This window comes from Streptomyces sp. NPDC086147 (assembly GCF_040702165.1).
Lineage (GTDB): Bacteria > Actinomycetota > Actinomycetes > Streptomycetales > Streptomycetaceae > Streptomyces.
Genome location: NZ_JBFBJO010000005.1, coordinates 225924 through 248610, shown reverse-complemented (window position 1 = coordinate 248610; position 22687 = coordinate 225924). Strand labels below are relative to the sequence as shown.

At 73.2% G+C, this 22687-nt stretch carries 18 protein-coding genes; 16 read left to right on the top strand and 2 right to left on the bottom strand.

The features are described 5' to 3' along the window. Positions 1 to 90: 90 nt before the first annotated feature. Entirely contained in the window at positions 91 to 1050 is a 960-nt protein-coding gene (locus AB0398_RS14230) for an EamA family transporter (RefSeq protein ID WP_366374862.1), read from the top strand. An 18-nt stretch (positions 1051 to 1068) separates the two neighbouring features. Here AB0398_RS14230 and AB0398_RS14225 read toward each other — a convergent pair whose 3' ends face one another. Beyond that, the gene (locus tag AB0398_RS14225; protein WP_366374860.1) at positions 1069 to 1992 is read right to left on the bottom strand and encodes a LuxR C-terminal-related transcriptional regulator; all 924 of its coding nucleotides are present in this window, start codon (positions 1990 to 1992) and stop codon (positions 1069 to 1071) included. Positions 1993 to 2401: 409 nt separating this feature from the next. Here AB0398_RS14225 and AB0398_RS14220 point away from each other — a divergent pair, with 409 nt between their 5' ends. The 14 genes from AB0398_RS14220 to AB0398_RS14155 all read left to right on the top strand — a co-directional run bounded on the left by AB0398_RS14220 (position 2402) and on the right by AB0398_RS14155 (position 20193). Beyond that, positions 2402 to 3202 carry a hypothetical protein gene (locus AB0398_RS14220; protein WP_366374858.1) on the top strand — a complete coding sequence of 267 codons (801 nt, stop codon included), beginning with the start codon at positions 2402 to 2404 and terminating at the stop codon, positions 3200 to 3202. Between the two features lie 205 nt (positions 3203 to 3407). Beyond that, complete coding sequence (locus AB0398_RS14215) at positions 3408 to 3995, top strand: GNAT family N-acetyltransferase (protein ID WP_366374856.1); 588 nt, start codon at positions 3408 to 3410, stop codon at positions 3993 to 3995. Between the two features lie 269 nt (positions 3996 to 4264). Next, positions 4265 to 4849, top strand: a complete 585-nt coding sequence (locus AB0398_RS14210; RefSeq protein WP_365538520.1) for an isochorismatase family cysteine hydrolase — start codon at positions 4265 to 4267, stop codon at positions 4847 to 4849. Positions 4850 to 4878: 29 nt separating this feature from the next. Continuing rightward, the gene (hypE, locus tag AB0398_RS14205) at positions 4879 to 5907 is read left to right on the top strand and encodes a hydrogenase expression/formation protein HypE (protein ID WP_366374854.1); all 1029 of its coding nucleotides are present in this window, start codon (positions 4879 to 4881) and stop codon (positions 5905 to 5907) included. A 29-nt stretch (positions 5908 to 5936) separates the two neighbouring features. Then, complete coding sequence (hypF, locus tag AB0398_RS14200; RefSeq protein ID WP_366374852.1) at positions 5937 to 8312, top strand: carbamoyltransferase HypF; 2376 nt, start codon at positions 5937 to 5939, stop codon at positions 8310 to 8312. Positions 8313 to 8316: 4 nt separating this feature from the next. Continuing rightward, positions 8317 to 9663, top strand: a complete 1347-nt coding sequence (locus tag AB0398_RS14195; RefSeq protein ID WP_366374850.1) for a diaminobutyrate--2-oxoglutarate transaminase family protein — start codon at positions 8317 to 8319, stop codon at positions 9661 to 9663. 61 nt (positions 9664 to 9724) lie between these two features. Continuing rightward, positions 9725 to 10441 carry a hypothetical protein gene (locus AB0398_RS14190; protein ID WP_366374848.1) on the top strand — a complete coding sequence of 239 codons (717 nt, stop codon included), beginning with the start codon at positions 9725 to 9727 and terminating at the stop codon, positions 10439 to 10441. Then, positions 10438 to 11868: an MFS transporter gene (locus tag AB0398_RS14185; protein WP_366374846.1), complete on the top strand. Its 1431-nt coding sequence runs from the start codon at positions 10438 to 10440 to the stop codon at positions 11866 to 11868. Before AB0398_RS14190 ends, AB0398_RS14185 begins: the two co-directional genes overlap by 4 nt. Before the next feature lie 7 nt (positions 11869 to 11875). Then, on the top strand, positions 11876 to 13165 hold the full coding sequence (locus tag AB0398_RS14180) for an amidohydrolase (RefSeq protein WP_366374844.1): 1290 nt from the start codon (positions 11876 to 11878) through the stop codon (positions 13163 to 13165). Further along, entirely contained in the window at positions 13162 to 14412 is a 1251-nt protein-coding gene (locus AB0398_RS14175; RefSeq protein ID WP_366374842.1) for a biotin carboxylase, read from the top strand. Before AB0398_RS14180 ends, AB0398_RS14175 begins: the two co-directional genes overlap by 4 nt. Before the next feature lie 99 nt (positions 14413 to 14511). Beyond that, complete coding sequence (locus tag AB0398_RS14170; protein ID WP_366374840.1) at positions 14512 to 17133, top strand: ATP-grasp domain-containing protein; 2622 nt, start codon at positions 14512 to 14514, stop codon at positions 17131 to 17133. Next, positions 17130 to 18515: an MFS transporter gene (locus tag AB0398_RS14165; protein WP_366374838.1), complete on the top strand. Its 1386-nt coding sequence runs from the start codon at positions 17130 to 17132 to the stop codon at positions 18513 to 18515. The genes AB0398_RS14170 and AB0398_RS14165 overlap by 4 nt, the downstream gene beginning before the upstream one ends. After that, positions 18512 to 19714 carry a PLP-dependent aminotransferase family protein gene (locus AB0398_RS14160; RefSeq protein ID WP_366374836.1) on the top strand — a complete coding sequence of 401 codons (1203 nt, stop codon included), beginning with the start codon at positions 18512 to 18514 and terminating at the stop codon, positions 19712 to 19714. Before AB0398_RS14165 ends, AB0398_RS14160 begins: the two co-directional genes overlap by 4 nt. A gap of 104 nt (positions 19715 to 19818) precedes the next feature. Then, on the top strand, positions 19819 to 20193 hold the full coding sequence (locus tag AB0398_RS14155) for a nuclear transport factor 2 family protein (protein WP_366374834.1): 375 nt from the start codon (positions 19819 to 19821) through the stop codon (positions 20191 to 20193). Between the two features lie 52 nt (positions 20194 to 20245). Here the strand turns inward: AB0398_RS14155 and AB0398_RS14150 are convergent, their stop codons facing one another. Further along, positions 20246 to 21292, bottom strand: a complete 1047-nt coding sequence (locus AB0398_RS14150; RefSeq protein ID WP_366374832.1) for a LacI family DNA-binding transcriptional regulator — start codon at positions 21290 to 21292, stop codon at positions 20246 to 20248. 134 nt (positions 21293 to 21426) lie between these two features. Here AB0398_RS14150 and AB0398_RS14145 point away from each other — a divergent pair, with 134 nt between their 5' ends. Next, positions 21427 to 22578 carry a Gfo/Idh/MocA family oxidoreductase gene (locus AB0398_RS14145; RefSeq protein WP_366374830.1) on the top strand — a complete coding sequence of 384 codons (1152 nt, stop codon included), beginning with the start codon at positions 21427 to 21429 and terminating at the stop codon, positions 22576 to 22578. Positions 22579 to 22687: the final 109 nt, after the last annotated feature.

The window sequence follows — 22687 nt, the reverse complement described above, 5'->3', positions numbered from 1 at the left end:
TTCGGAGGAGCGCGGGATGAAGCGTTGCTACATCCCATCATGTAGCGATCCGTGCTGGTGCTACACGGTCGCCGAGGGGATCCTCGGACCATGCGCCCCGCACACATCGCCCTGGCAGCGCTGGTCGCCGCCGTCTGGGGAGTCAACTTCGTCGTCATCGAGATCGGTCTCGGCCACTTCCCGCCGCTGCTCTTCTCCGCCCTCCGGTTCCTCGCCGCGGCCCTGCCCGCCGTCTTCCTCGTCGGCCGCCCCAAGGTGGCCTGGAAGTGGATCCTGGGCGTCGGACTCGTCCTGGGCGTGGTCAAGTTCAGCCTGCTCTTCATCGGCATGGACCTGGGCGCCCCGGCCGGGCTCTCCTCGCTGATCCTCCAGATCCAGGCCGTCTTCACGGCCCTGTTCGCCTTCGTCGCCCTCGGCGAGCGGCCGGGCCGGGTCAAGGTGGCGGGCATGGCGATCGCCCTCACGGGCATCGCGGTCGCGGCGGTCGACGAGGGCACCTCGGGCCCCCTGATCGGCTTCCTCCTGGTGATCGGCGCCGCGGTCTGCTGGGGCGTCTCCAACGTCCTGACCCGCAAGGCCTCCCCGCCCGACGCGCTCAACTTCATGGTCTGGGTCAGCACCGTGCCCGTCCTGCCGCTGCTCGTCCTCTCCCTCCTTCTGGAGGGACCCGAGCGGGACCTCGCCGCGCTGCGCGGACTGGACTGGACGGGCGTCGGCGTCATCGTCTACGTCGCCTGGATCACCACCATCTTCGGCTTCGGCGCGTGGGGCTGGCTCCTGCGCCGCTACCCGGCCTCCTCCGTGGCTCCCTTCTCGCTCCTCGTGCCGGTCTTCGGGATGTCGTCGGCCGCGCTGTTCCTGGGCGAGGGGATCAGCGGTCTGCGCTGGTGCGCGGCGGCGCTGCTCGTCGGCGGCGTGGCGCTGACGTCGCTGTGGAAGGGGACGCCGCCCCCGGCCCCGCCGGCGGTGACGCCCGCGGAACGGGAGACGGCTCCCCGGGACCCGCTGCCCAGCGGAGGCCCCTCCGGCGGCGGCCTGTCGGGGCCGTGACCCGCCGGACGCCACCGGCTAATGGCCGCCGAACGGCTCCTTGCTCAGCAGGTAGCCCGCGTGCAGCCGGTTGCGGGCGCCGATGCTTTTCATGATGTGGGAGATGTGTCGCTGGCAATTACGCAGGGAAATTCCGACGACCTGGGCTATTCGTTTGTCCGATTCCCCTTGGGTGAGAAGCGAGATAATGGCGTGCTGAATCTCGGACGTGGCCGCCACCCGGTCGGAACGGCGCTCCTCCGGGGAGAGGTCGGAAGCGGTCGTCCAGACCCGGTCGAAGGCTTCCGCCACGAAAGCGACGACCTGCGGGTCCCGTACGATCACGGCGCCTTTCGAATCGTTGACGAGCGGCAGGATGCCGATCTTCCGGTCGAAGATGATGCAGCGCGGAAAACCGCCCGCGAGGGTGCGGACCTGGGCGCCGAGGGGGGTCACCAGGTCGACGTACGAGAGGGTCGCGGGGCTGAAGCGGGCGGTGTGCTGGTAGAGCGTCCGCATCCTGACCCCGCGGCCGAGCAGTCTGGTCGTGCGGTCCATGCTGTCGATGAGCACCTCCTCCACGCGGGCGCCGCCCGGCTGCGAGGTGAGCGCCTCTTCGCAGCACTCGTCGGCGAAGCCGGTGATCAGCCGGCGCACGTCGGACAGCTCGTGGACGACCTCCAGCGAGCAGTGGGAGTGCTGGGAGCGCGGAGTGCACAGCTCCAGCCGGTCCAGGCCGCTCCGGAGCTCGTCGACGAGCGCCTGGGCGCGGTTCAGCTCCCGCTGGAGCGGGTTGAGGACCTTCACGCGGGCGAAGTCCACCGGATGCGGGACCAGGGGTTCCGTACCGGTGCCGGTGGTACCGGTGGTGCCCGTGGTGCCGCTGTTGCCGCTGGTGTCGGTGCTCAGCAGCCCCAGTTCGCGCAGGTCCCGGACCGCCTCGTCGGTCTCGTGCCGGTCCATGCCGAGGGCCTCCGCCGCCGCTTCGACGGTGCACCTGGGCGATTCCGATACGAAGCGGTACAAACGATCCGCCGATTCGTGGAGCAGCGGCGGGGTAATCGCACCGCTTCTGTCGGTTTCATTCACTGTATCCCCCTGTCATGTTTCCGCCAGGAGCAACATGATCCCAGAGGGGACTGGCCTAGAAACGGCTTTCCGCCGGAGGATGAGCGAAGCGCTGACGACCTCAACGCTCATCCGAAAGGTAGGGGTTTTCCATGGCACGTGCAGCGAGGAACATTCTCGCGATCACGGCTTCCGCGGCTCTGTCCTTCCTTCTCGTCCAGGGGACCGGTACCCAGGAAGAGCGCGCATTCCTCGCCGGATCCGGCCAGGGCAAAGTGATCAACGACCTCGGATGGGGATGACCATGCCTCGTAGCAAGTCGTACAACACGTACTCCAGCCTCCAGCGCCCCGAGTTCCGCAAGCGCGTGGACGAGCTCCTCCTGAAGTTCGAGCGTGACTTCTACGAGAAGAGCAAGGGCGCGGAGGGCATGCTCGACGCGAACAAGTTCGACATGGACCTCTACAAGCGCCACAACGTGGAGACCATGATCCGGATCGGTCTCAAGCGCGCCGTGGACCCGCTGGTCGCCAACTACTGGGCCACCCGCGACCCGCAGCTCTCCAAGGAGTGGGGCCTGTACGGCGCCGAGGAGGGCCGCCACGACCGCATGTTCGCCGGCGACCTGCACAAGGTCGGCATGACGGACGAGGAGATCTACGCGATCCGTCCGACCTTCGCCACCGAGCTGCTCAACGGCTACTTCTACTACACGCTCGCCACCGAGGGCCCGCTCGCCTCGATGATCAGCGGCTTCTACCTCGAGTACATCGCGGGCAAGACCCAGCCCGACTGGCTCGACATCATGGAGCAGCACGTCGGCGCCAACAACACCAAGGGCGCCCGTGCCCACCTCGCGCTCGACGAGGACGACGACCACGTCGACATGGTCTGGAACATGATCATGCGCGTGATCAAGGACGAGGAGGACGAGGAGCGCTTCGTCGAGCACCTCACGAAGATCAACTCCCTCTTCGTCTCGTACTTCGTCGAGGTCTACGCCGCCACGGTCCTCGGCCTCGGGTCCGACCCGTCGCAGCTGACGCAGGTCTCGCCCGGCGCCGCCGTGCAGACCAACCTGCAGGCTCGGGTCGCCGCGGTCTGACGCTCCGGGTCCGGAGCTCCGGGGCGTCGCCGCCCCGGAGCGCGCCGCGGACCCGCCCGGCACCCGAACACCCCACGGCGACACCGGACACCGCGTACCCATACCCCCGCCCCACGCCGCCCGCCGCGGCGCCGGGCGGCGCGGGGCGGCGGTGTCCGGTGTCCCCGCGGGCTGCCCACCGTCCGGCAAACCCACGGGAAGACCCATGCGATACGAATGGCCGCGCGAACTGTCCGAGAAGGACATGCGCGAGATGATCGAGCTGATGGACGCCGTCGCGGTCAAGGAGCAGACCCTCGGCTTCTACGAGCCCGTCGGGATCGAGAAGGGCCTGCCGCTGATGCGGGCCTTCGACGCCGACCTGCGCAAGGGCGCGATCGACGTCCTCGCGGTCCGCGACGAGGAGGACGACCGGATCGTCGGCATGGTGACCCTCGCCCGGGCCCCGCTGCCGGCCCGCCGCCACATCGTCGACATGCGCCGATGTGTCATCGCCCCCGACCGCCGGGGCGAGTTCCTCCTGGAGGGCTGGTCCGTGGCCCTGCACAAGGCGCGCGACATGGGCTGCGAGGTCATCACCCTCGAAGTCCGCAGCGACGGCCCCGTCGGCCTCTGGGAGCGGCTCGGCTTCCGCGAGTACGGGCAGCTGCCCGACTACGCCCGCCTCGACGGGCGCGAGGCCGTCACCGGCCACTACCTGTACGCGCGGATCGCCGACGTCCTGGCCCACTTCGAGGCCACCGGCACCTGGCTGCACGAGCCGCAGCGGGAGAGCGCCGCCCTCGCGGGCTGACCCCTGCGCTCTCCGCAGCACCGCGTTCCCCTCGTACCACCGTTCCTCCCGCAGCACCCCTTTCCCGTACCGCCCCCGTCCCTCCGGACGCCCCCGGCGCGTACGTCTCACCTCTCTCCCGGACCCGCCCGCGCCCCGCGGGCCGGCCCCGCCGTGCCCGCACCCGGCCCGGCGCGCCACCGACCGTCCCGGAGCACCCTTCCCGCCGCCGCGCCCTTCCGCGCGCCCGGCGCCCACACACCCGCACGGCCTCACCGAAGGGCACACCCATGTCCAAGATCGCCGTCCTCACCAACGACCTCCAGTACGAGCTCGTGGAGAAGAACCCCGAGCGCGTCGCGGCCGTCGCCGCCGCCACCCCGCACTTCACCGGCTTCCTCGACGAGATCCGCCGCCGCGGCCACCACGTCTTCCACCTCCAGCTCGTCAACGACCCCGACGACCCGAACGCCGAGCGCTACGACGGTCACCTCCCGGTCCAGCGCGGCACCCGCGGCGCCGAGGTCCTGGAGGAGTTCCTCGCCCCCGAGGACGTCGTCATGGAGAAGAGCAAGGACTCCGGCTTCTACGAGACGGACCTGCACGAGCGCCTCCAGGCCCTCGGCGTCGACACCGTCCTCATCACCGGCATGCAGACGCAGATCTGCGTCCAGACCACCGCCGCCGACGCCTTCTTCCGCGGCTACAACATCTGGGTCCCCTCCGACTGCGTCGTCTCCGCCCGCCAGGAGGACAAGGACCGCGCCCTGGAGTGGCTGGACGGCTACTGCGCCACAGTCTCCGACTCCGCCGAGGTCATCAGCGTCCTCGACGCCGAGGGCACCCTGCCCCGCAAGAACATCAAGACCCCGTGACCGCGACCCTCCCCGACCCAGGAGCAGCCATGACCGCGAGCACGGGCGGCAGCAGTGACGAGATCCTCCTCGACCACGGCACCGGGGCGAAGCTGAGCCAGGAACTGGTCCAGCTCATCGCCGAGACCCTCGGCGACGTCTACATCGGCATCATGGAGGACAGCGCGATCCTCCCGGTCGAGACCGGACGCATCGCCATGACGACGGACTCCTTCGTCGTCGACCCGCCGTTCTTCGGCAACGGCGACATCGGCAAGATCGCCGTCTGCGGCACGGTCAACGACCTCGCCGTGGCCGGTTCCCGCCCCAAGTACCTCACCCTGGGCCTGATCCTGGAGACGGGCCTGCCGATCGACCGCCTCACGCAGGTCCTCGTGTCGATCCGCGAGACGGCCCGCGAGGCCGGCGTGCAGATCGTCGGCGGCGACACCAAGGTGGTCCGCAAGGGCGAGGCCGACCAGCTCTACCTCAACACCGCGGGCGTCGGCGTCTTCGAGCGCGAGCCGCTCTCCATGACCGACGTGCGCCCCGGCGACAAGGTGATCCTGAGCGGCCCCATCGGCAACCACACCGTCCACCTGCTCTCCATCCGCGAGGGCCTCGGCTTCGAGCAGCGCGTCGAAAGCGACTGCGCCCCGCTGAACAACCTCGTCGACGGGGTACTCGACCGGGTGCCGGCCGGCGCCGTCCGCTCGATGCGCGACGTCACCCGCGGCGGACTGACCGCCGTCCTCCACGAGTACGCCGGGAAGCTCGGCCGCACGATCCGGGTCGACACCCCCAGCCTGCCGATCCAGCACGAGACCGCCATGGCGGCCGACATGCTCGGCATCAACCCGCTGCACTGCGCCAACGAGGGCTGCCTCGCCGTCTTCGTCGACCCCGCCGCCGAGGCGGACGTCCTGGCGGCGCTGCGCTCGCTCCGGTACGGCGAGCACGCCGTCACCATCGGCGAGGTCTCCGAGGACACCGGGGCCCTGGTGCTGCTGCGGGACGCCGACGGCCGGGAGACGCAGCTCGAAGAACTCCTCGGGGCCGAACTGCCCCGGCTCTGCTGAGGATCCGACCAGGAAACGAGGGGATCACCATGAGCACCGTGACGTCTCCACCGGACACCGCGACCTCCCCGCCGGCCGCCGAGGAGTGGCGGCTGCGGGTCACCGGGGTGGTGCAGGGCGTCGGCTACCGGCCGTTCGTCTACAAGCTGGCCCGTGAACTGTGCCTCTCCGGCTGGGTCCGCAACGACCCCGAGGGTGTCCTCGTGGAGGCGTCCGGTCCGGACGCCGCCCTGGCCGAGTTCGCCGCCGGTCTGAAGGACCGCGCGCCCGAACTCGCCCGCGTCGACGGTGTCGTGGTGACCCGGGGGCTCCCCGCGGGCAGCGTGCCCGCGGGCCCCTTCACCATCGTCCACAGCGAACACTCCGGCGTCCGCACCGCCCTGCTCCCCGCCGACACCCACGTCTGCGGCGACTGCCAGGGCGAGCTGCGCGACCCGCGCGACCGGCGCCACCGCTACCCGTTCATCAACTGCACCAACTGCGGTCCGCGCTACTCCATCATCCAGGACCTGCCCTACGACCGGCCGGCCACCACCATGGCGTCCTTCACCATGTGCGCCGCCTGCAAGGCCGAGTACGAGGACCCGCTCGACCGGCGCTACCACGCCCAGCCCAACGCCTGTCCCGACTGCGGGCCCCGGCTCCTGCTCACCGACCGGGAGGGCCGCACCACCGAGGGGGACACCGCCCTGCGCGGCGCCGCCGAGGTCCTCGCCGACGGCGGGATCGTCGCCGTCAAGAGCGTCGGCGGCTTCCACCTCGCCGTGGACGCCACCCAGCCCGAGGCCGTGGCCCTGCTGCGCCGCCGCAAGCGCCGCGACTCCAAGCCGTTCGCGGTGATGGTCCGCGACCTGGCCACCGCCCAGCGCCTCGCCGTCCTCTCCGAGGACGAGATCGACGTCCTGCGCTCCCCGGCCCGGCCCATCCTGCTCGCCCGCAAGCAGCCGGACGCCCTGCCCGAGTCGGTCGCGCCCCGCAACCCCAACCTCGGGATCATGCTGCCCTCGGCGCCCCACCACCACCTGCTCCTGGACGAACCCGGCCTGGAAGCACTGGTGATGACCAGCGGCAACATCTCCGGCTACCCCATCGCGTACCGCAACGAAGAGGCCCTGGAACAGCTCTTCGGGATCGCGGACGTCATCCTCTACCACGACCGCGACATCGAGATCCGCGTCGACGACTCCGTCGTCCGGCTCTCCGTCCACGACGCACTGGACGCGCCCCTGCTCCAGTTCATCAGACGGGCCCGCGGCTACGCCCCGTACCCCGTGGACGTCGGCCGCGAGGTCGCGCCCGCCGTCGCGCTCGGCGCCGAGCTGAAGACCACGGTCGCCCTGTCGCACGGCAGCAAGGTCTTCCTCAGCCAGCACATCGGCGACCTCAAGAACGACGAGACCTTCGCCTCCCACCGGCGCACCGCCCGCCACCTCGCCCGGCTCTACGCCCTGGAGCCGCGCCTGACCGCGCACGACCTGCACCCGCAGTTCCGCTCCACCCGGGCGGCGCTCGATGAGGACGGCGCCGGCCGGACCGTCGTCGAGGTGCAGCACCACCACGCCCACATGGCCTCCTGCATGGCCGAGAACCACGTCACCGGCACCACCCTCGGCGTGATCTTCGACGGCTTCGGCTACGGCGAGGACGGCACCGTCTGGGGCGGCGAGTTCCTCCTCGGCGACTACGCCGCCTACCGGCGCGTCGGACGCCTGCGCCGACTGCCCCTCATCGGCGGCGACCAGGCCGTCCGCGAACCCGTCCGCACCGGCTACGCCCTCGCCCTCGACGCCTTCGACGGCGACCGGGACAAGGCCGTCGCCGCCTTCCCCGCCCTCGCCGCGCTCGACGAGCAGCAGCGGCACGTGTACGCCACCATGGCCGCCCGGGGGATCAACTCCCCGGCCACCTCCAGCATGGGTCGCCTCTTCGACGGCGCCGCCGCGCTCGCCGGGGTCTGCTCCCTGGCCGAGTACGAGGCCCAGGGCCCCATCGAACTGGAGGGCCTGCTCGCCCGCGACTCCGCCCCGGAGACCGCCTACCGCTTCGACGCCCGCACGCCCGACGCGGACGGCCCCGTCGAGGTCGACCCCCGGCCCGTGATCCGTGCCATGGCCGCCGACCTCGCGGCCGGCCTGCCCGCCGACCGGATCAGCCGCCGCTTCCACACCGCCGTCGTGGAGATGGTCCGCGACCGCTGCCGGGCCTTCCGCGAGGAGACCGGCGTGCACCAGGTCGTGCTCTCCGGCGGCGTGTTCCTCAACGAGTTCCTGCTGCTCAACTGTCTGACCGGGCTGACCGCCGACGGTTTCGACACCTACGTCCACCGACAGGTCCCGACCAACGACGGCGGCATCGCCCTCGGCCAGGTCATGGTCGCGGACGCCCGTACATCCCCTGGGAAGTGATGACGTGACCACCCGCACGACCGCCCCCACACCGGACGAGATCTACGCGTACGTCCAGGCCCGCGAATCCGGCGCCCGCACCTACGCCACCGCTTTCGGCCAGGTCCTCCAGGACGGGCACGGCGCCCGCGTCCGCGACGGCCACGGCACCGAGTACATCGACTGCCTGGCCGCCGCCGGCACCCTCGCCCTCGGCCACAACCACCCCGAGGTGCTGCGCCGGGTCCGCGAGTACCTGGAATCCGGCCAGGTGCAGCAGGCACTCGACCTGACCACCCCCGCCAAGTACGCCTTCCTGTCGGCGCTCTACGAGAAGCTGCCCGGCACGATGGCCGACACCTTCCGCACCCAGTTCTGCGGACCCGCCGGGGCGGACGCCACCGAGGCGGCGATCAAGCTCTTCAAGACCGCCACCGGCCGCCGCACCGTCCTCGCCTTCCACGGCGCCTACCACGGCATGACGGCCGGCTCGCTGGCCCTCACCGGCAACCTGGGCGCCAAGGAGCCGGTGGCCTCGCTGATGCCGGACGTGCACCACCTGCCGTACCCCTACGACTACCGCTGCCCCTTCGGCCTCGGCGGCGACCAGGGGATCCGGGTCGGCCTCACCTACATCGAGCGGCTGCTCACCGACCCCGAGAGCGGCATCACCAAGCCCGCCGCCGTCTTCGTGGAGGCCGTGCAGGGCGAGGGCGGCGTGATCCCCGCGCCCCCCGAGTGGCTGCGCGGACTGCGCGAGATCACCGCCCGCCTCGACATCCCGCTCGTCCTGGACGAGATCCAGGCCGGCTGGGGCCGCACCGGCACCATGTGGGCCTTCGAGGAGTCCGGCATCGAACCCGACGCCGTCCTCGTCTCCAAGGCGGTCGGCGGCGGCTTCCCGCTCGCCCTGATGCTCTACCACGGCAGGTACGACGCCTGGCGGCCCGGCGCCCACGCGGGCACCTTCCGCGGCAACCAGATCGCCCTGGTGGCGGGCGCCGCCGCCCTGGACGTCTTGGCCGAAGAAGGACTCGTGGAGAAGGCCGCCGTCAAGGGAGAGTTGCTCGGCGGCCTGCTGCGGCGCCTCGCCCTGACCCGTCCGGAGATCGGCGACGTCCGCGGCAAGGGCCTGATGTGGGGCGTCGAACTCGTCGACCCGGCCGGCGAGGCCGACGCCCTGGGCGCCCGGCCCGCCGACGGCGACCGCGCCCGCCGCGTCAAGAAGGCCTGCCTGGAACACGGACTGCTCCTGGAGAGCGGCGGTCGGCACGGCGCCGTGCTCCGGCTCCTTCCGCCCCTCACCATCACGGAGGAAGAGCTCCACGAAGTGGTCGGCGCCCTGGAGAAGGCCCTCATCGACTGTGCCTGAGGGTCCGCTCCCGGAGCGGCGCACCACGCGAACCACGTGACCGAGTGAAGGAACGAAGCACATGACGACGGCAACCGGTGCCGGGCAGTGGCGGGTCGACTTCGACGCCGAGGTGGTCTTCAGCAACGGCGGATCCCTGCGGACCGAGGGCTTCCGCCTCGACATCCCCGGTGACGACATCGACGACGCCGAACTCGGCGAACTCCTCGTGCGCCACCTGGGGCTGCTGATGGTCGGCGGCACCACCATCAGCCGCAAGGAGCTGATCCAGGAGCCGCACAAGGGCTCGCGGAACACGGGGACGGCCGGGGCGGAGGACGGCGCCCCCGTCCGCCGCATGGTCGACCTGACCGGCCCCGGCACCCGCCTCGACCGGCCCGCCGGGGCGCCGGAGGGCATCGAGGGCCTGGTCGACCTGCCCGTCGCCCTGGTACGGCTCGTGGGCACGGACGAACCGGTCGCCGACCGGCTCGCGCTCGCGCCCTTCGAACCGGCCGGGCACGCCGTCGTCGTCCACACCGGCCGCCCGGACGGCCCCTGGCTCACCCCGGACGCCGTCGCGCTCCTCGCCGAGCGCGGCGCCGCCCTGGTCGCCACCGACAGCGCCGAGCGCGACGGCCCGGCGGCCAAGGCCCTCGCCGAGGCCGGCATCCCGGTCCTCACCGGCCTGACCGGCCTGGCGGACCTCCCGGCCGTCGGCGCCCGCCTGCACGCGGTCCCGCACCCGGCCGGACACGGGGACGGGGACGGCGCACGGGTGTACGGGGTGGCCGGATGAGCACGTCGGAGATAGGCACGGGGGCGGTGCCTCCGGCCGGGACGACGGTCCCGGCGGCACCGGCCGAAGGCACCGCCCCCGCCACCGCCGCGGCGGCCCCCGGGCCCGGGCCCGGGGCCCCCGCTCCCGCCACCCCGGCCGGCAAGGCCCCCGCCCCCGCCCGCAAGCCCCGTCGTGAACTCCTCGCCGCCAGCGTCGGGTCCGTCGTGGAGGCGTACGACTGGACGATCTACGGCGTGCTCGCGCCGTACTTCGCCGAGCAGCTGTTCCCCGGCTCCTCGCCCACCGCCCGGCTGATCGCCGCCTACCTCGGCTTCGCGCTCGGCTTCCTGGTGCGGCCGCTCGGCAGCGTCGTCATCGGGCGGCTCACCGACACCCGGGGGCGCCGCTTCGGACTCACCCTCACCGTCGGCCTGATCGCGGCCGGTTCGCTGCTCCTGGCGGTGATTCCCGGCCACGCCTCGATCGGCATCGCGGCCCCGCTCCTCGTGGTCGCCGCCCGGCTCGTGCAGGGCCTGTCCGTCGGGGCCGAGAACCCGAGCGCCGCCGCGTACGTCACCGAGACGGCCCCCGGCCGCAGCCGGTACTTCTACAGCGCGATCTCCTACGGCGGCGTGGTCCTCGGCAGCGCCCTGTCGTTCATCGTGCTCAGCGTCCTGCTCGGGGTGTTCGGGGAGGCGGGCGTCGAGGACGGCGCCTGGCGCCTCGCCTTCGTCTTCGGCGCGCTGCTCGGTCTGACGGCCCTGTGGATCCGGCGCGGCGCGGCCGAGAGCGAGGTCTTCACCGAGGACGCGCGCGAACGCGAGCGCGGGCGCGGCGCGAGCCCCTGGCCCGTCCTGCGGGCCCACCTCGGGCCGCTCTCCGTGGTGTTCGCCATCACCTCCGGCGCCACCACCGTCTTCTACTTCCTCACGGTCGACTTCCCGGCGTACGCCGCCGCCGCGGGCGCCGCCACCAAGGAGGAGGCCTCCGGGGCCCTGCTCCTCGGCATGGTGGCGCTCCTCGGCGGCATGCTCGCCGCGGGGAAGGCGGCCGACCGGTTCGGGGCCCTGCCCGTCCTGCGGACCGGCTTCGCCGGGCTCGCGCTCGGCTCCGTACCGCTGCTCGCCGGCATGGTCGCGGGCCGGGTGCCCGTCCCGGTCGTCACGGTGGTGCTGCTGTTCCTGCTCGCCCTGCCCCTCGCCGTCAGCAACGTCTTCGCGGGGCAGCTCTTCCCGCCCGCCGTCCGGGCGGTCGCCGTCGGCCTGCCCGCCGCCCTCGCGATCAGCCTCTTCGGCGGCACCTTCCCGGCCCTCGCCGAGTGGCTGCGCTCCGCCGGCCACGGCGGCTGGGTGCCGTGGTGGCCGGCGATCACCTGCGCGGCGGCGCTGCTCGCCTCCTGGGGCGTGCGCGAGCACCCCCTTCCCGACACCCCCGTCTCCGAGTGAGGACGCCATGGACTCCCTGACCGCAGTGCTCGACGCGCTGGAACCGCTGTTCCCCGCCCTGGAGGCCGACTACCAGGACCTGCACGCCCACCCCGAGCTCGCCTTCCAGGAGAAGCGCACGGCGGCCCTCGTCGCGGAGCGGCTCGCGGCGCAGGGCGGCTGGGAGATCACCACCGGCGTGGGCCGCACCGGCGTGGTCGCCGTCCTGCGCAACGGCGAGGGCCCCGTGGTTATGCTCCGCGCCGACATGGACGCCCTGCCGGTCAAGGAGGCCACCGGCCTGCCGTACGCGAGCACGGTGACCGCCACCGACGACTCCGGCGCCGAGGTCCCGGTGATGCACGCCTGCGGCCACGACCTGCACGTGGCCGCCCTGATCGGGGCGTGCGCGCTGCTCTCCTCCCGCACGGAGCACTGGAAGGGCACGGTCGTGGCCGTCTTCCAGCCCGGCGAGGAGAGCGGCTACGGCGCCCGCTCGATGGTCGACGACGGCCTGTTCGAGCGCTTCCCGAAGCCGGACGTCATCCTCGGCCAGCACGTCGGCCCCGGCCCCGTCGGCCTCATCGCCACCTGCCCCGGCACCGTCATGGGCGCCACGGACTCCATCACCGTGAAGCTCTTCGGGCGCGGCGGCCACGGCTCCAAGCCGGAGTCGGCCGTGGACCCGGTCCTCATGGCCGCCTCGCTCGTCCTGCGGCTCCAGACCATCGTCTCCCGCGAGACCCCCGCCCAGGAGCCGGTGGTGGTCACCGTCGGCAAGCTGCACGCGGGCACCACGGCCGCCGTCATCCCGGACACGGCCGAGCTCGGCATCAACGTCCGCACCAGCTCGGCGCCCGTCCGCGACAAGGTCCTCGCCTCCATCGAGCGCCTGGCGAAGGCCGAGTCGGACGCGGCCGGCGCGACCGCCGAGCCGGAGATCACCTCCGTCTACCACCTGCCGATGACGGTCAACGACACGGCCGCCGCCGAGCGGGTCGCCGACGCGCACCGCAAGGCCTTCGGCGACGGGGCCGTGATGACGATGGGCCCGACCACGGCCAGCGAGGACTTCGGCATCCTGGCGACGGCCGCCCAGGTGCCGTCCGTGTACTGGTTCTGGGGCGGCCTCGACCCGGAGGTGTTCACGGCCGCGTTCGCCGCCGGACGCCTGGACGAGGACATCCCGCAGAACCACGCCCCCACCTTCGCCCCGCAGTCGGGCCCCGCCCTGCTCGTCGGCGTCCGCTCGATGGTGGCGGCGGCCCTGTCCTGGCTGTCCGCCTCCCCGGCGGACGCGGAGGAGACGACCGCATGACCAGGCCCCGCCCGCACGTGACGGTCCTGCACCGCTGGCGGGACACCCACGCGCTCTACGCCGACTACGTCGACCACGGCACCCACCGGGTCACCTACATCAGCACCGAACTCGGCCGCGCCTCCGTCCCCGGGGACGCCGAGGCCGTCGTCACCGTCGGCCTCACCGACGACCTGCCCGCCGTCCGCGCGGCCCTCGCCGCGCTCGTCGAGCGGTACGGCCCGCCGGAGGCGCTGATCGCGCTCAACGAGGGCGACCTCGACACGGCGGCCCTGGTCCGCGAGGAGTTCGGGATCGCCGGGCAGACCCCGGAGGAACTCGCCGTCTTCCGCGACAAGCTCCTGATGTGCACGACGGTGGCCGCCGCCGGCCTCCCGGTGCCGACGCTCGCCCACGTCCCCGACCCCGACGCCGTACGGGAGTTCGGGCGCGCCCACGGCTGGCCGCTGGTCTGCAAGCCGCACCGGGGCACCGCCAGCAGGGGAGTGGTCCGGCTCGACTCCGAGGCCGACCTGGACGCGCACCCGGAGCTGGCCGCCGACCTCGCGGCCGAGCCGTTCCTCGCCCAGACGTACGTGGACGCCCCGATCCTGCACATCGACGGCCTGTGGGAGGGCGACCGGCTCGGCGGCTGGACCGCCTCCCGCTACGTGGGCGGCACCTGCGCCGACTTCACCCAGGGCAACTGGCTGGGCTCGGTCGAGGAGGACGACCCGGTGCTGCTCGCCGCCGTGGAGCCGTTCGCCGCCGCCGTCGGGGCCGCCCTCGGCGGGGGCCGGCCGTGGGTCTTCCACCTGGAGGCGTTCGTCACCCGGGGAGCGGACGGCGGCCCCGTCCCGGTCTTCCTGGAGTGCGGGGCCCGGGTCGGCGGCGGCGAGATCCCCTTCACCTGGCGGGACGTCCACGGCGCCGACCTGATGGCCGCGGCGGCCGACATCCAGCTCGGCCGGGCGCCGGTCCTGCCCGCCCCGAAGACCGGCGAGGTCGGCGGCTACCTGCTCCTGCCGCTGCCCGTCCCGGCGCCCTGCCTGGTCGAACGCGCCGACTGGACCGCGCCGCCGGCCGAGGAGCGCAAGCCGTACGCGGTGCTGCACGTGCCCGTCGGCCAACGGGTCCCGCCGATCAGCGGATACGAGCACGTCGGCACCCGCTTCCGCTTCCGCGGCCCGTCCACCGCGGCCGTGGAGGAGGCCATCGGGGCCTCCGCGAACGGCTTCCGGCTCACCTGCACCCCCCTGGACGCGTGACCGGCCGGTCCCACCCGCACCACCTGCCACACCCGGGGCCGGTCCGGCGGATCACACCCCGGCCCCACGCACCGCCCGCATCGGAAAGGAACACACACCGTGTCCGTCAAGACCACCGAACGCCCGCGCGTCATCCTGGTCGGCAGCCGCATCCGCCAGTACCGGGAGTACGCGCTCGCCTCCCTCGCCGCGCGGTACGAGGTCACCCTGATCGCCCCCGAGGCGCCCAGCTGGCAGGCGAAGTACGTCGACACCCACCGGATCGCCGACACGACGGACGCGCACAAGCTCTTCCCCTCCGTCGCCGACCTGCGCGGCGAGGTCGCCGAGGCCGCGATCGTCACCTGGGACGAGTGGTCGCTCGCCGCCGTCTCCTCGGTGGCCGCGCGCCTCGGCCTGCGGGCCATGGACCCGGCCGCCGCCAAGGTCTGCCGCGACAAGTACGCCACCCGCCAGGCCCTGGAGGCCGCCGGGATGGCGGCCGTCCGCCACGCCCCGGCCGCGAGCGAGGACGAGGCCGTCGCCGCCGCCGAGGCCATCGGCTTCCCCGTCGTCGTCAAGCCCCGCACCCTCGGCGGCAGCTTCGGCGTCATGGTGGCCCGCGACGCCGACGGCCTGCGCCAGGCCTACCGGCTCGCCGCCGCCAGCCGCCTCCAGGGCGCCGGCACCGCCGACACCGTCCTCGTCGAGGAGTACGTCGAGGGCCCCGAACTGAGCGTCGACAGCACCGTCGTGGACGGCGTCGTCACCCCCGTCTGCGTCGCCCGCAAGCGCCTCGGCCCCCAGCCGTACTTCGAGGAGGTCGGCCACCTGGTCACCGGCTGGCAGGACGAGCCGTGGGCCGAGGCCGTCGTGGAGCTGGTCCGCGACTCCCACCGGGCCGTCGGCGTCGACTACGGCGTCACCCACACCGAGCTGCGCGTCAGCACCGACGGGCCGCGCCTGATCGAGCTGAACGGACGCCTCGGCGGCGACCTCATCCCGCACGTCCACCAGCTCGCCACCGGCATCGACCTCGCGGTCGCCGCCGCCGAGATCGCCTTCGAGCGCGTCCCCGACCTCACCCCGACCCGCGCGCTCAGCGGCGAGATCCGCTTCCTCTACCCCTCGTACGACGGCACCATCGACCGGGTCGTCCTGCCCGACCCCTCCGAGGTCGACGGCCTGGTCGAGGCCGTGGCCCTCGCCGAGCCCGGCGACGAGCTCCAGCTCCCGCCGCGCGGCCTCACCCCGCGCTCCGCCGCCCTCATCGCCGTCGGCGCGGACCCGGTCGAGACCCGCCGCGCCCTGGACCGGGCCGAGGGCCTCTCCCGCACCGAGGTGACCGGCGCCGGCACCCACAAGCTCGGCGCCCGCGTCGAGAACGCCGTCACCCGCCGCTTCTTCGACCACGAGCGCACCGCTGCCCGCATGACGGTCTCCGGCGTCCGGGGCGTCGAGTGGTTCCGCTACGGCGCCGGCGGCGGCGAGGGCCTCAACCGCCCCGTCTTCCTCAGCGCCGACGACGTCGCCGGCCTCGAACGCGACCTCAACGGCCTCTTCGAACTCCTCAAGTCCGTCCCCGCCCGCCTCTTCGGCGGCGACCTGCGCGCCTTCGCCGAGGCCGTCGGCATGAGCGCCACCCAGGCCGACCTGGTCCTGCGCGGCGCGGTCGACGAGATCCCGCCGCTGTCCCGCGCCGACCTCTACCGCGAGACCGACGGCTTCCGCCTCATGGAACTGAACACCGGCACCTCGCTCGGCGGCTGGCAGATGGGCGAGTTCGCCCGCGCCCTGATCAAGGACGAGGAGTTCGCGGCCTTCGCCGCCGCCGAGAACCTGGTCTACCCCGACCCGCTGGCCCGCATCACCGACGTGCTGCGCCGCCAGGCCCCCTCCCTCGCCGGGACCGAGCGCCCGCTGCTCGCCATCACCGACTGGCCCGACGGCTTCGAGAAGTCCAAGTGCTGGATGGAGTTCGTCGTCCCCGCCTTCAAGGACCTCGGCTTCGACCCGGTCGTCTGCCACCTCGGGGACTTCACCTACGAGGACGGCGCGGTCGTGTACGACGGGCGGCGCGTCGACGTCGTCTACCGCCTGTTCCTGCCCGGCGAGATGCCGGACGAGCCGCGCACGTACGACCTCGTCAACCCGCTCCTGGACGCCGCCGAGGCCGGGCAGGTCGAGCTGTTCGCCTCGCTCGACTGCGAGCTGTACGGCAACAAGGGCAGCCTCGCCATGCTCAGCGACGAGCGCAACCGGGCCGCCCTCACCGAGGACGAGCGCGCCCTCGTCGACCGGATCCTGCCCTGGACCCGCTTCGTCCGCGACGAGAAGGTCACCTTCGAGGGCGAGAAGATCGACCTCCTGCCGTACGCCGTCGCCAACAAGGACCTCCTGGTCCTCAAGCCCACGCTGCTCTACGGCGGCGTCGGCGTCACCCCCGGCTGGACCACCGACCAGAAGGAGTGGGTGGAGAAGCTCCACCAGGCCGTTGGCGGCCCCTTCGTCCTCCAGCGCCGTCTGCTCCCGACCACCGAGCGGTTCCTCTCCGAGGACGGCGTCACCACCGAGGACATGGCCGTCGCCTACGGCACCCTCATGGTCGACGGGAAATACGCCGGCACCCTGGCCCGGGGCGTCACCGACCCGGCCGTCGGCATCGTCAGCATGCTGCGCGGCGCCCAGATCGGCTGCGCCTTCCACGTGGCCGACCCGGCGGACGGCGAGGGCGAAAGGTGACCGAGTCCACCGACTCGAACGGCTCGACGGGCCCGGCCGGCTCCACGGAGCCGGCCGGCCCGGCGGCCCCCGGCGGCGCGCCCGCCGCCGGGGGGCGCGAGCGCGGAGCGCTGTGGCGCGACGCCGAGTTCATGAAGTTCTGGACGGGCGAGGGCATCTCCCAGATCGGCGCCCAGGTCACCACCCTGGCCCTGCCGCTGACGGCGGTGCTCACCCTGGACGCGTCCTCCTCCCAGGTCGGCCTGGTGAACGCCGCCTCCTACGCCCCGTTCCTGCTCGTCACCCTGCTCGTCGGGGTCTGGGTCGACCGCGTCCGCCGCCGCCCGCTGATGATCACGGCGAACGTGGGACGCGCGCTGCTCGTCACGGCGGTCCCCCTGCTCGCCGTGGCGGACCTGCTGCGCATCGAGTTCGTGTACGTGGCGGCCCTCCTCATCGGGGTCCTCACCGTCGTCTTCGACGTCGCCTACCAGTCGTACCTGCCGACCCTCATCGGCAAGGAACACCTGGTGGAGGGCAACAGCAAGCTCCAGGGCACCAGTTCCCTCGCGCAGATCGGCGGCCCCGGCCTGGCCGGTCTGCTCATCGGCTGGGTCACCGCGCCGTACGCCCTGCTCATCAACGGCGCCTCGTACCTGGTCTCGGTGGCCACGCTGCTCGCGGTCCGCAGGCCCGAGCCGCCGCCGGTCGTGCCCGAGCGCCGCACCGGCCTGTGGAAGAGCGTCGGCGACGGCATCCGGATCATCTGGCACAACGCCCACCTGCGGGCCTGCGCCCTGCAGTCCGGGCTCTACAACTTCTGCTGGATGTCGCTCCAGACCGTCTTCGTGCTGTACGCGGCCCGCCGCCTGGACCTCTCCCCGGGGACGATCGGCCTGCTGCTCGGCACCGGCGCGGTCGGCTCGCTCGGCGGCTCCCTGGTCGCCCGGAGCCTGAAGCGGGCGATGGGGCTCGGCCCCGCGATCCTGACGGCGCTCGTGCTGTGCTGCGCCGCGCCCGTGATCATCCCGCTGGCCCCGGCGAACGACGGGATCCTCACCCTGGTCCTGTTCGTCGCCGCGTTCGCGCTGATCGGCGCGGGCGGCACGATGGCCAACATCCACATCATCAGCCTGCGCCAGTCGATCACCCCGGACGAACTGCTCGGCCGGATGAACGCCGGCTACCGCTTCGTGTCCTGGGGGATGCTCCCGCTCGGCGCGCTCGTCGGCGGCTGGCTGGGCGACCTGATCGGCCTGCGCGAGACGCTGTTCGTGACCGCCGGGGCCTTCCTCTCGGCGGTCCTCGTGGTGCTCCTGTCCCCGGTCTGGCGGCTGAAGGACTTCCCGCCGCAGATCGGCGCGGAGCCGGAGGGCTCGGAGAAGACGGCGGTGACGTCATGACGGAAGACTTCTCCGGGCTCCTCGCCCGGCGCACCTCCTGGGGCCGTTCCGACGCCATCGACCGCATCCTGTCGGCCGCCAACGCGCCGGGCGTCCTGTCGATGGCCGGGGGCATCCCGGCCCCCGACAGCTTCCCGGTCGCCCGCCTCGCGGAGGTGACGGACCGGATCCTCTCCCGGTCGGCCGCCTCCGCCCTCCAGTACGCCCCCACGGCGGGCACCGCGGCGATGCGCGAGGCGGTGGCCCGGCGCGCGGGCGAGACCGGCGCGCCGGTCGGCCCGGAACGGGCGATGGTCACCGGCGGCAGCCAGCAGGGCCTGGACCTGGTGGCCCGGACGCTCCTCGACGAGGGCGACCAGGTGGCCCTGGACGACCCCAGCTACCTGGGCGCCGTGCAGTCCTTCCGGGGCGCCGGGGCCCGGCTCCTGCCGCTGCCCACCGACCGCGACGGCATGCGGACCGACGTCCTGGCGGAGCGGCTCGCGGCCGGAGCCCGGCCCAAACTGGTCTACGTCGTCCCGCACTTCCACAACCCCACCGGCGGCGTGCTCACCGAGGAGCGCCGCCGGGACCTGGCGGCCCTGGCCGGCCGCTACGGCTTCCTGATCGTCGAGGACGACCCGTACGGCGACCTGGCGTTCGAGGGGGAGCGGCTGCCGTCCACGGACGTGCACGGCGACCGGGTGATCCGGCTGATGAGCCTGTCGAAGACGCTGTGCCCGGGGTTCCGGGTGGCCGGACTCACCGCGCCGGCGGGCCTGGTCCGCGAACTGGTGGCGGCCAAGCAGAGCAGCGACCTCCAGACGAACACCTTCGGGCAGCACGTCCTCGCCGAACTCCTCGGCGACCCGTCGTTCCTCCCCGCCCACCTCGCCCGCCTGCGCACCCTGTACGGGGACAAGGCGCGGGCGACGGCGGCGCTGCTGCGCGAACGGCTGCCGTGGCTCGGCTTCGACGACCCGCGCGGCGGCCTGTTCTTCTGGTGTTCCGTCGACGACCCCCGGGTCACCTCGGACCTGCTGTACGAACACGCCCTGGCCCAGGGGCTCGCGCTGGTGCCCGGAGCGCCGTTCTGCATCGAGCAGGACGGCTCCCGGCTGCTGCGGCTCTCCTTCGCGACCCTCGACGAGGAGCAGCGCCGGGAGGGCGTCTCCCGACTGGCGACGGCCTTCGACAAGGCGCGCGCCGACGCGCACTGAACCACCCCGCCGAGCACGCCCCACCGGTGCGCGCCGAACCACCCTCCCGGCGCGCACCCGCACCGCCCCGCCCTTCCGACGACACGCACCGAAGGAGCACGGTCATGACGGCACGCACACACCCCCAGGTGACCGCCGACTCACTGGTGGCCCGGCTGTTCCAGGTGGTCGACTCCCGCACGTGGGACGACCTCGGCGAGGTCTTCGCCGACGACGCGGTCTACGAGCGCCCCGGCTATCCGGCCCTGGAGGGCCTGGACCGGATCCGCCACTTCTACGAGCACGAGCGGATCATCGCCTCGGGCGCCCACGAGGTCGACCAGGTCACCGGCGGCCTCGCCGCGGCGGCCTGCTGGGGCCGCTTCCGCGGCGCGAGCCGCGACGGCACGGCCCTGGACGAGGGCTTCGCCGACACGTACCTGGTCCGGGACGGCAAGATCGCGTACCGGAGGACGTACTTCTACCGGGCGGCGATCTGACGCGGGACGGGAACGGAGCGGGGGCCGGCCGGACGGGCGGCCCCCGCTCCGTTCATGTCCGGGGCTCCCCCGTCGACCCCCGCACCACCACCTCCGCCGGGACCGTCACGAGGCCACCCGGCGGGGGGTCCTCCGAGGATGTCGCCAGGCGGCCCGCGCGGGCGCCGGCCTCGTGCAGCGGGAGGTGGACGGTCGTCAGGGACGGGACCGTGTCCAGGGCCGACGGCAGGTCGTCGAAGCCCGCCACGGAGACGTCGCCGGGGACGTCCAGGCCGCGTTCCCTGAGGGCCGCGCAGACGCCGAGGGCCACCGTGTCGTTGCAGGCGACGATCGCGGTGAGCTCCGGGTCGCGGGCGAGGAGTTCGCCCGCCGCCCCGTGGCCGGAGGCCCGCTCGTACGGGCCGTGGACCGTCGGCCCCTCCGGGATCCCGGCCGCCGCCAGCGCCTCCCGGTGCCCCTCCAGGCGGTGCCGGGTCGTCGTCCGGTCGGCCGGGCCCGCCACGTAGCCGATCCGCCGGTGGCCGAGGCCGAGCAGGTGCTCGGTGAGGCGGCGCGCGCCGGTCCGGTTGTCGAAGACGAGGGCCGCCGCGTGCGCGTCCCCCTCCACCGGCGGGCGCCCGCACAGCACGACCCGGGTCCCCGCGTCCGCGAGCCTGGACAGCTTGGCGGCCGTCGCCGCCAGCCGCTCCGGGTCCTCCAGGGAGCCGCCCATGAGGATCACGGCGGCGGCCCGCTGCTGCTGGAGCAGCGTGAGGTAGGTCAGCTCGCGCTCGGGGGAGCCGCCGGTGTTGCAGACGACGGCGAGCTTCTCGCCCCCGCCCCGCCCGGACGCGCCCGAGCCGATCGCGGTCTGCGCCGCGCTCGCCATGATCCCGAAGAAGGGGTCCGCGATGTCGTTGACCAGCACGCCGACCAGGTCGGAGGTGGCGGCGGCGAGGGAGCTCGCGGGGCCGTTGAGGACGTAGTCGAGGTCGGCCACGGCCCGCAGCACCCGTTCCCGGGTGGACGCGGCCACCGGGTAGTTGCCGTTGAGGACGCGGGAGACGGTGGCGGGGGAGACCCGTGCGCGGGCGGCCACGTCCGCCAGGGTGACGGTCATCGCGGTGCGTACCTCCGGGGCCTTGTGGGCGGCGTTGTCGGCAGGCTAGCGTCCCCGTCTGTAGAAAGCGCTTTCTATCGCACGCGGGAAACACGGGCGATCGCGCACGCCCCACCCGGAGAGAGGAACCTTCCGTGACACGCAGGACCGTCCGCATCGCCATGAACGGCGTCACCGGCCGCATGGGACACCGCCAGCACCTGGTCCGCTCCATCCTCGCCCTGCGCGAACAGGGCGGACTCGACCTCGGGAACGGCGAGGTCCTCTGGCCCGAGCCCGTCCTCGTCGGCCGCCGCGAGCCCGCCCTGCGCGCCCTCGCCGGGCGCCACGGCCTCACCGAGTGGTCCACCGACCTCGACGCGGTCCTCGCGGACGAGCGCGTCGACATCTACTTCGACGCGCAGGTCACCCCGGCCCGCGCCGACGCGATCCGGAAGGCCGTAGCCGCCGGCAAGCACGTCTACACCGAGAAGCCGACCGCCGGGGACCTGGCCGGGGCCCTCGACCTCGCCCGGCTCGCCGCCGAGAGGGGCATCAAGCACGGCGTCGTCCAGGACAAGCTGTTCCTGCCGGGCCTGCTCAAGCTCAAGCGCCTGATCGACGGCGGCTTCTTCGGCGAGATCCTGTCCGTACGGGGCGAGTTCGGCTACTGGGTCTTCGAGGGCGACTGGCAGGAGGCCCAGCGCCCGAGCTGGAACTACCGCGCCGAGGACGGCGGCGGGATCGTCGTCGACATGTTCCCGCACTGGGAGTACGTGCTCCACGAGCTCTTCGGCCGGGTCACCTCCGTCACCGCCCACGTCGCCACCCACGTCCCGCGCCGCTGGGACGAGCACGGCAAGCCCTACGAGGCCACCGCCGAGGACGCGGCATACGGGATCTTCGAGCTGGAGGGCGGGGCCGTCGCCCAGATCAACTCCTCCTGGGCGGTCCGCGTCCACCGCGACGAGCTGGTCGAGTTCCAGGTCGACGGCACCCACGGCTCCGCCGTCGCCGGACTGCGCGGCTGCCGCGTCCAGCACCGCTCGGCCACCCCGAAGCCGGTCTGGAACCCCGACGTCCCGGCCGCCGAGTCCTTCCGGGACCAGTGGCAGGAGGTCCCGGACAACGCCGGCTTCGACAACGGCTTCAAGGCCCAGTGGGAGCTGTTCCTGCGCCACGTGGTCCTCGACGAGCCCTACCGCTGGGACCTGCTCGCGGGCGCCCGGGGCGTCCAGCTCGCGGAACTGGGCCTGCGGTCGGCGACCGAGGGCCGCCGCCTGGAGGTCCCGGAGGTGACGCTGTGACGACGCCCCCGCCCCCGGCGAACGGACGTTCCGGAACCGCCCCCGTGGCGACCCGCCACCCGGGAGACGACCCCCTGACGACCCGCCACCCCGCCACCCGGGAGACGAC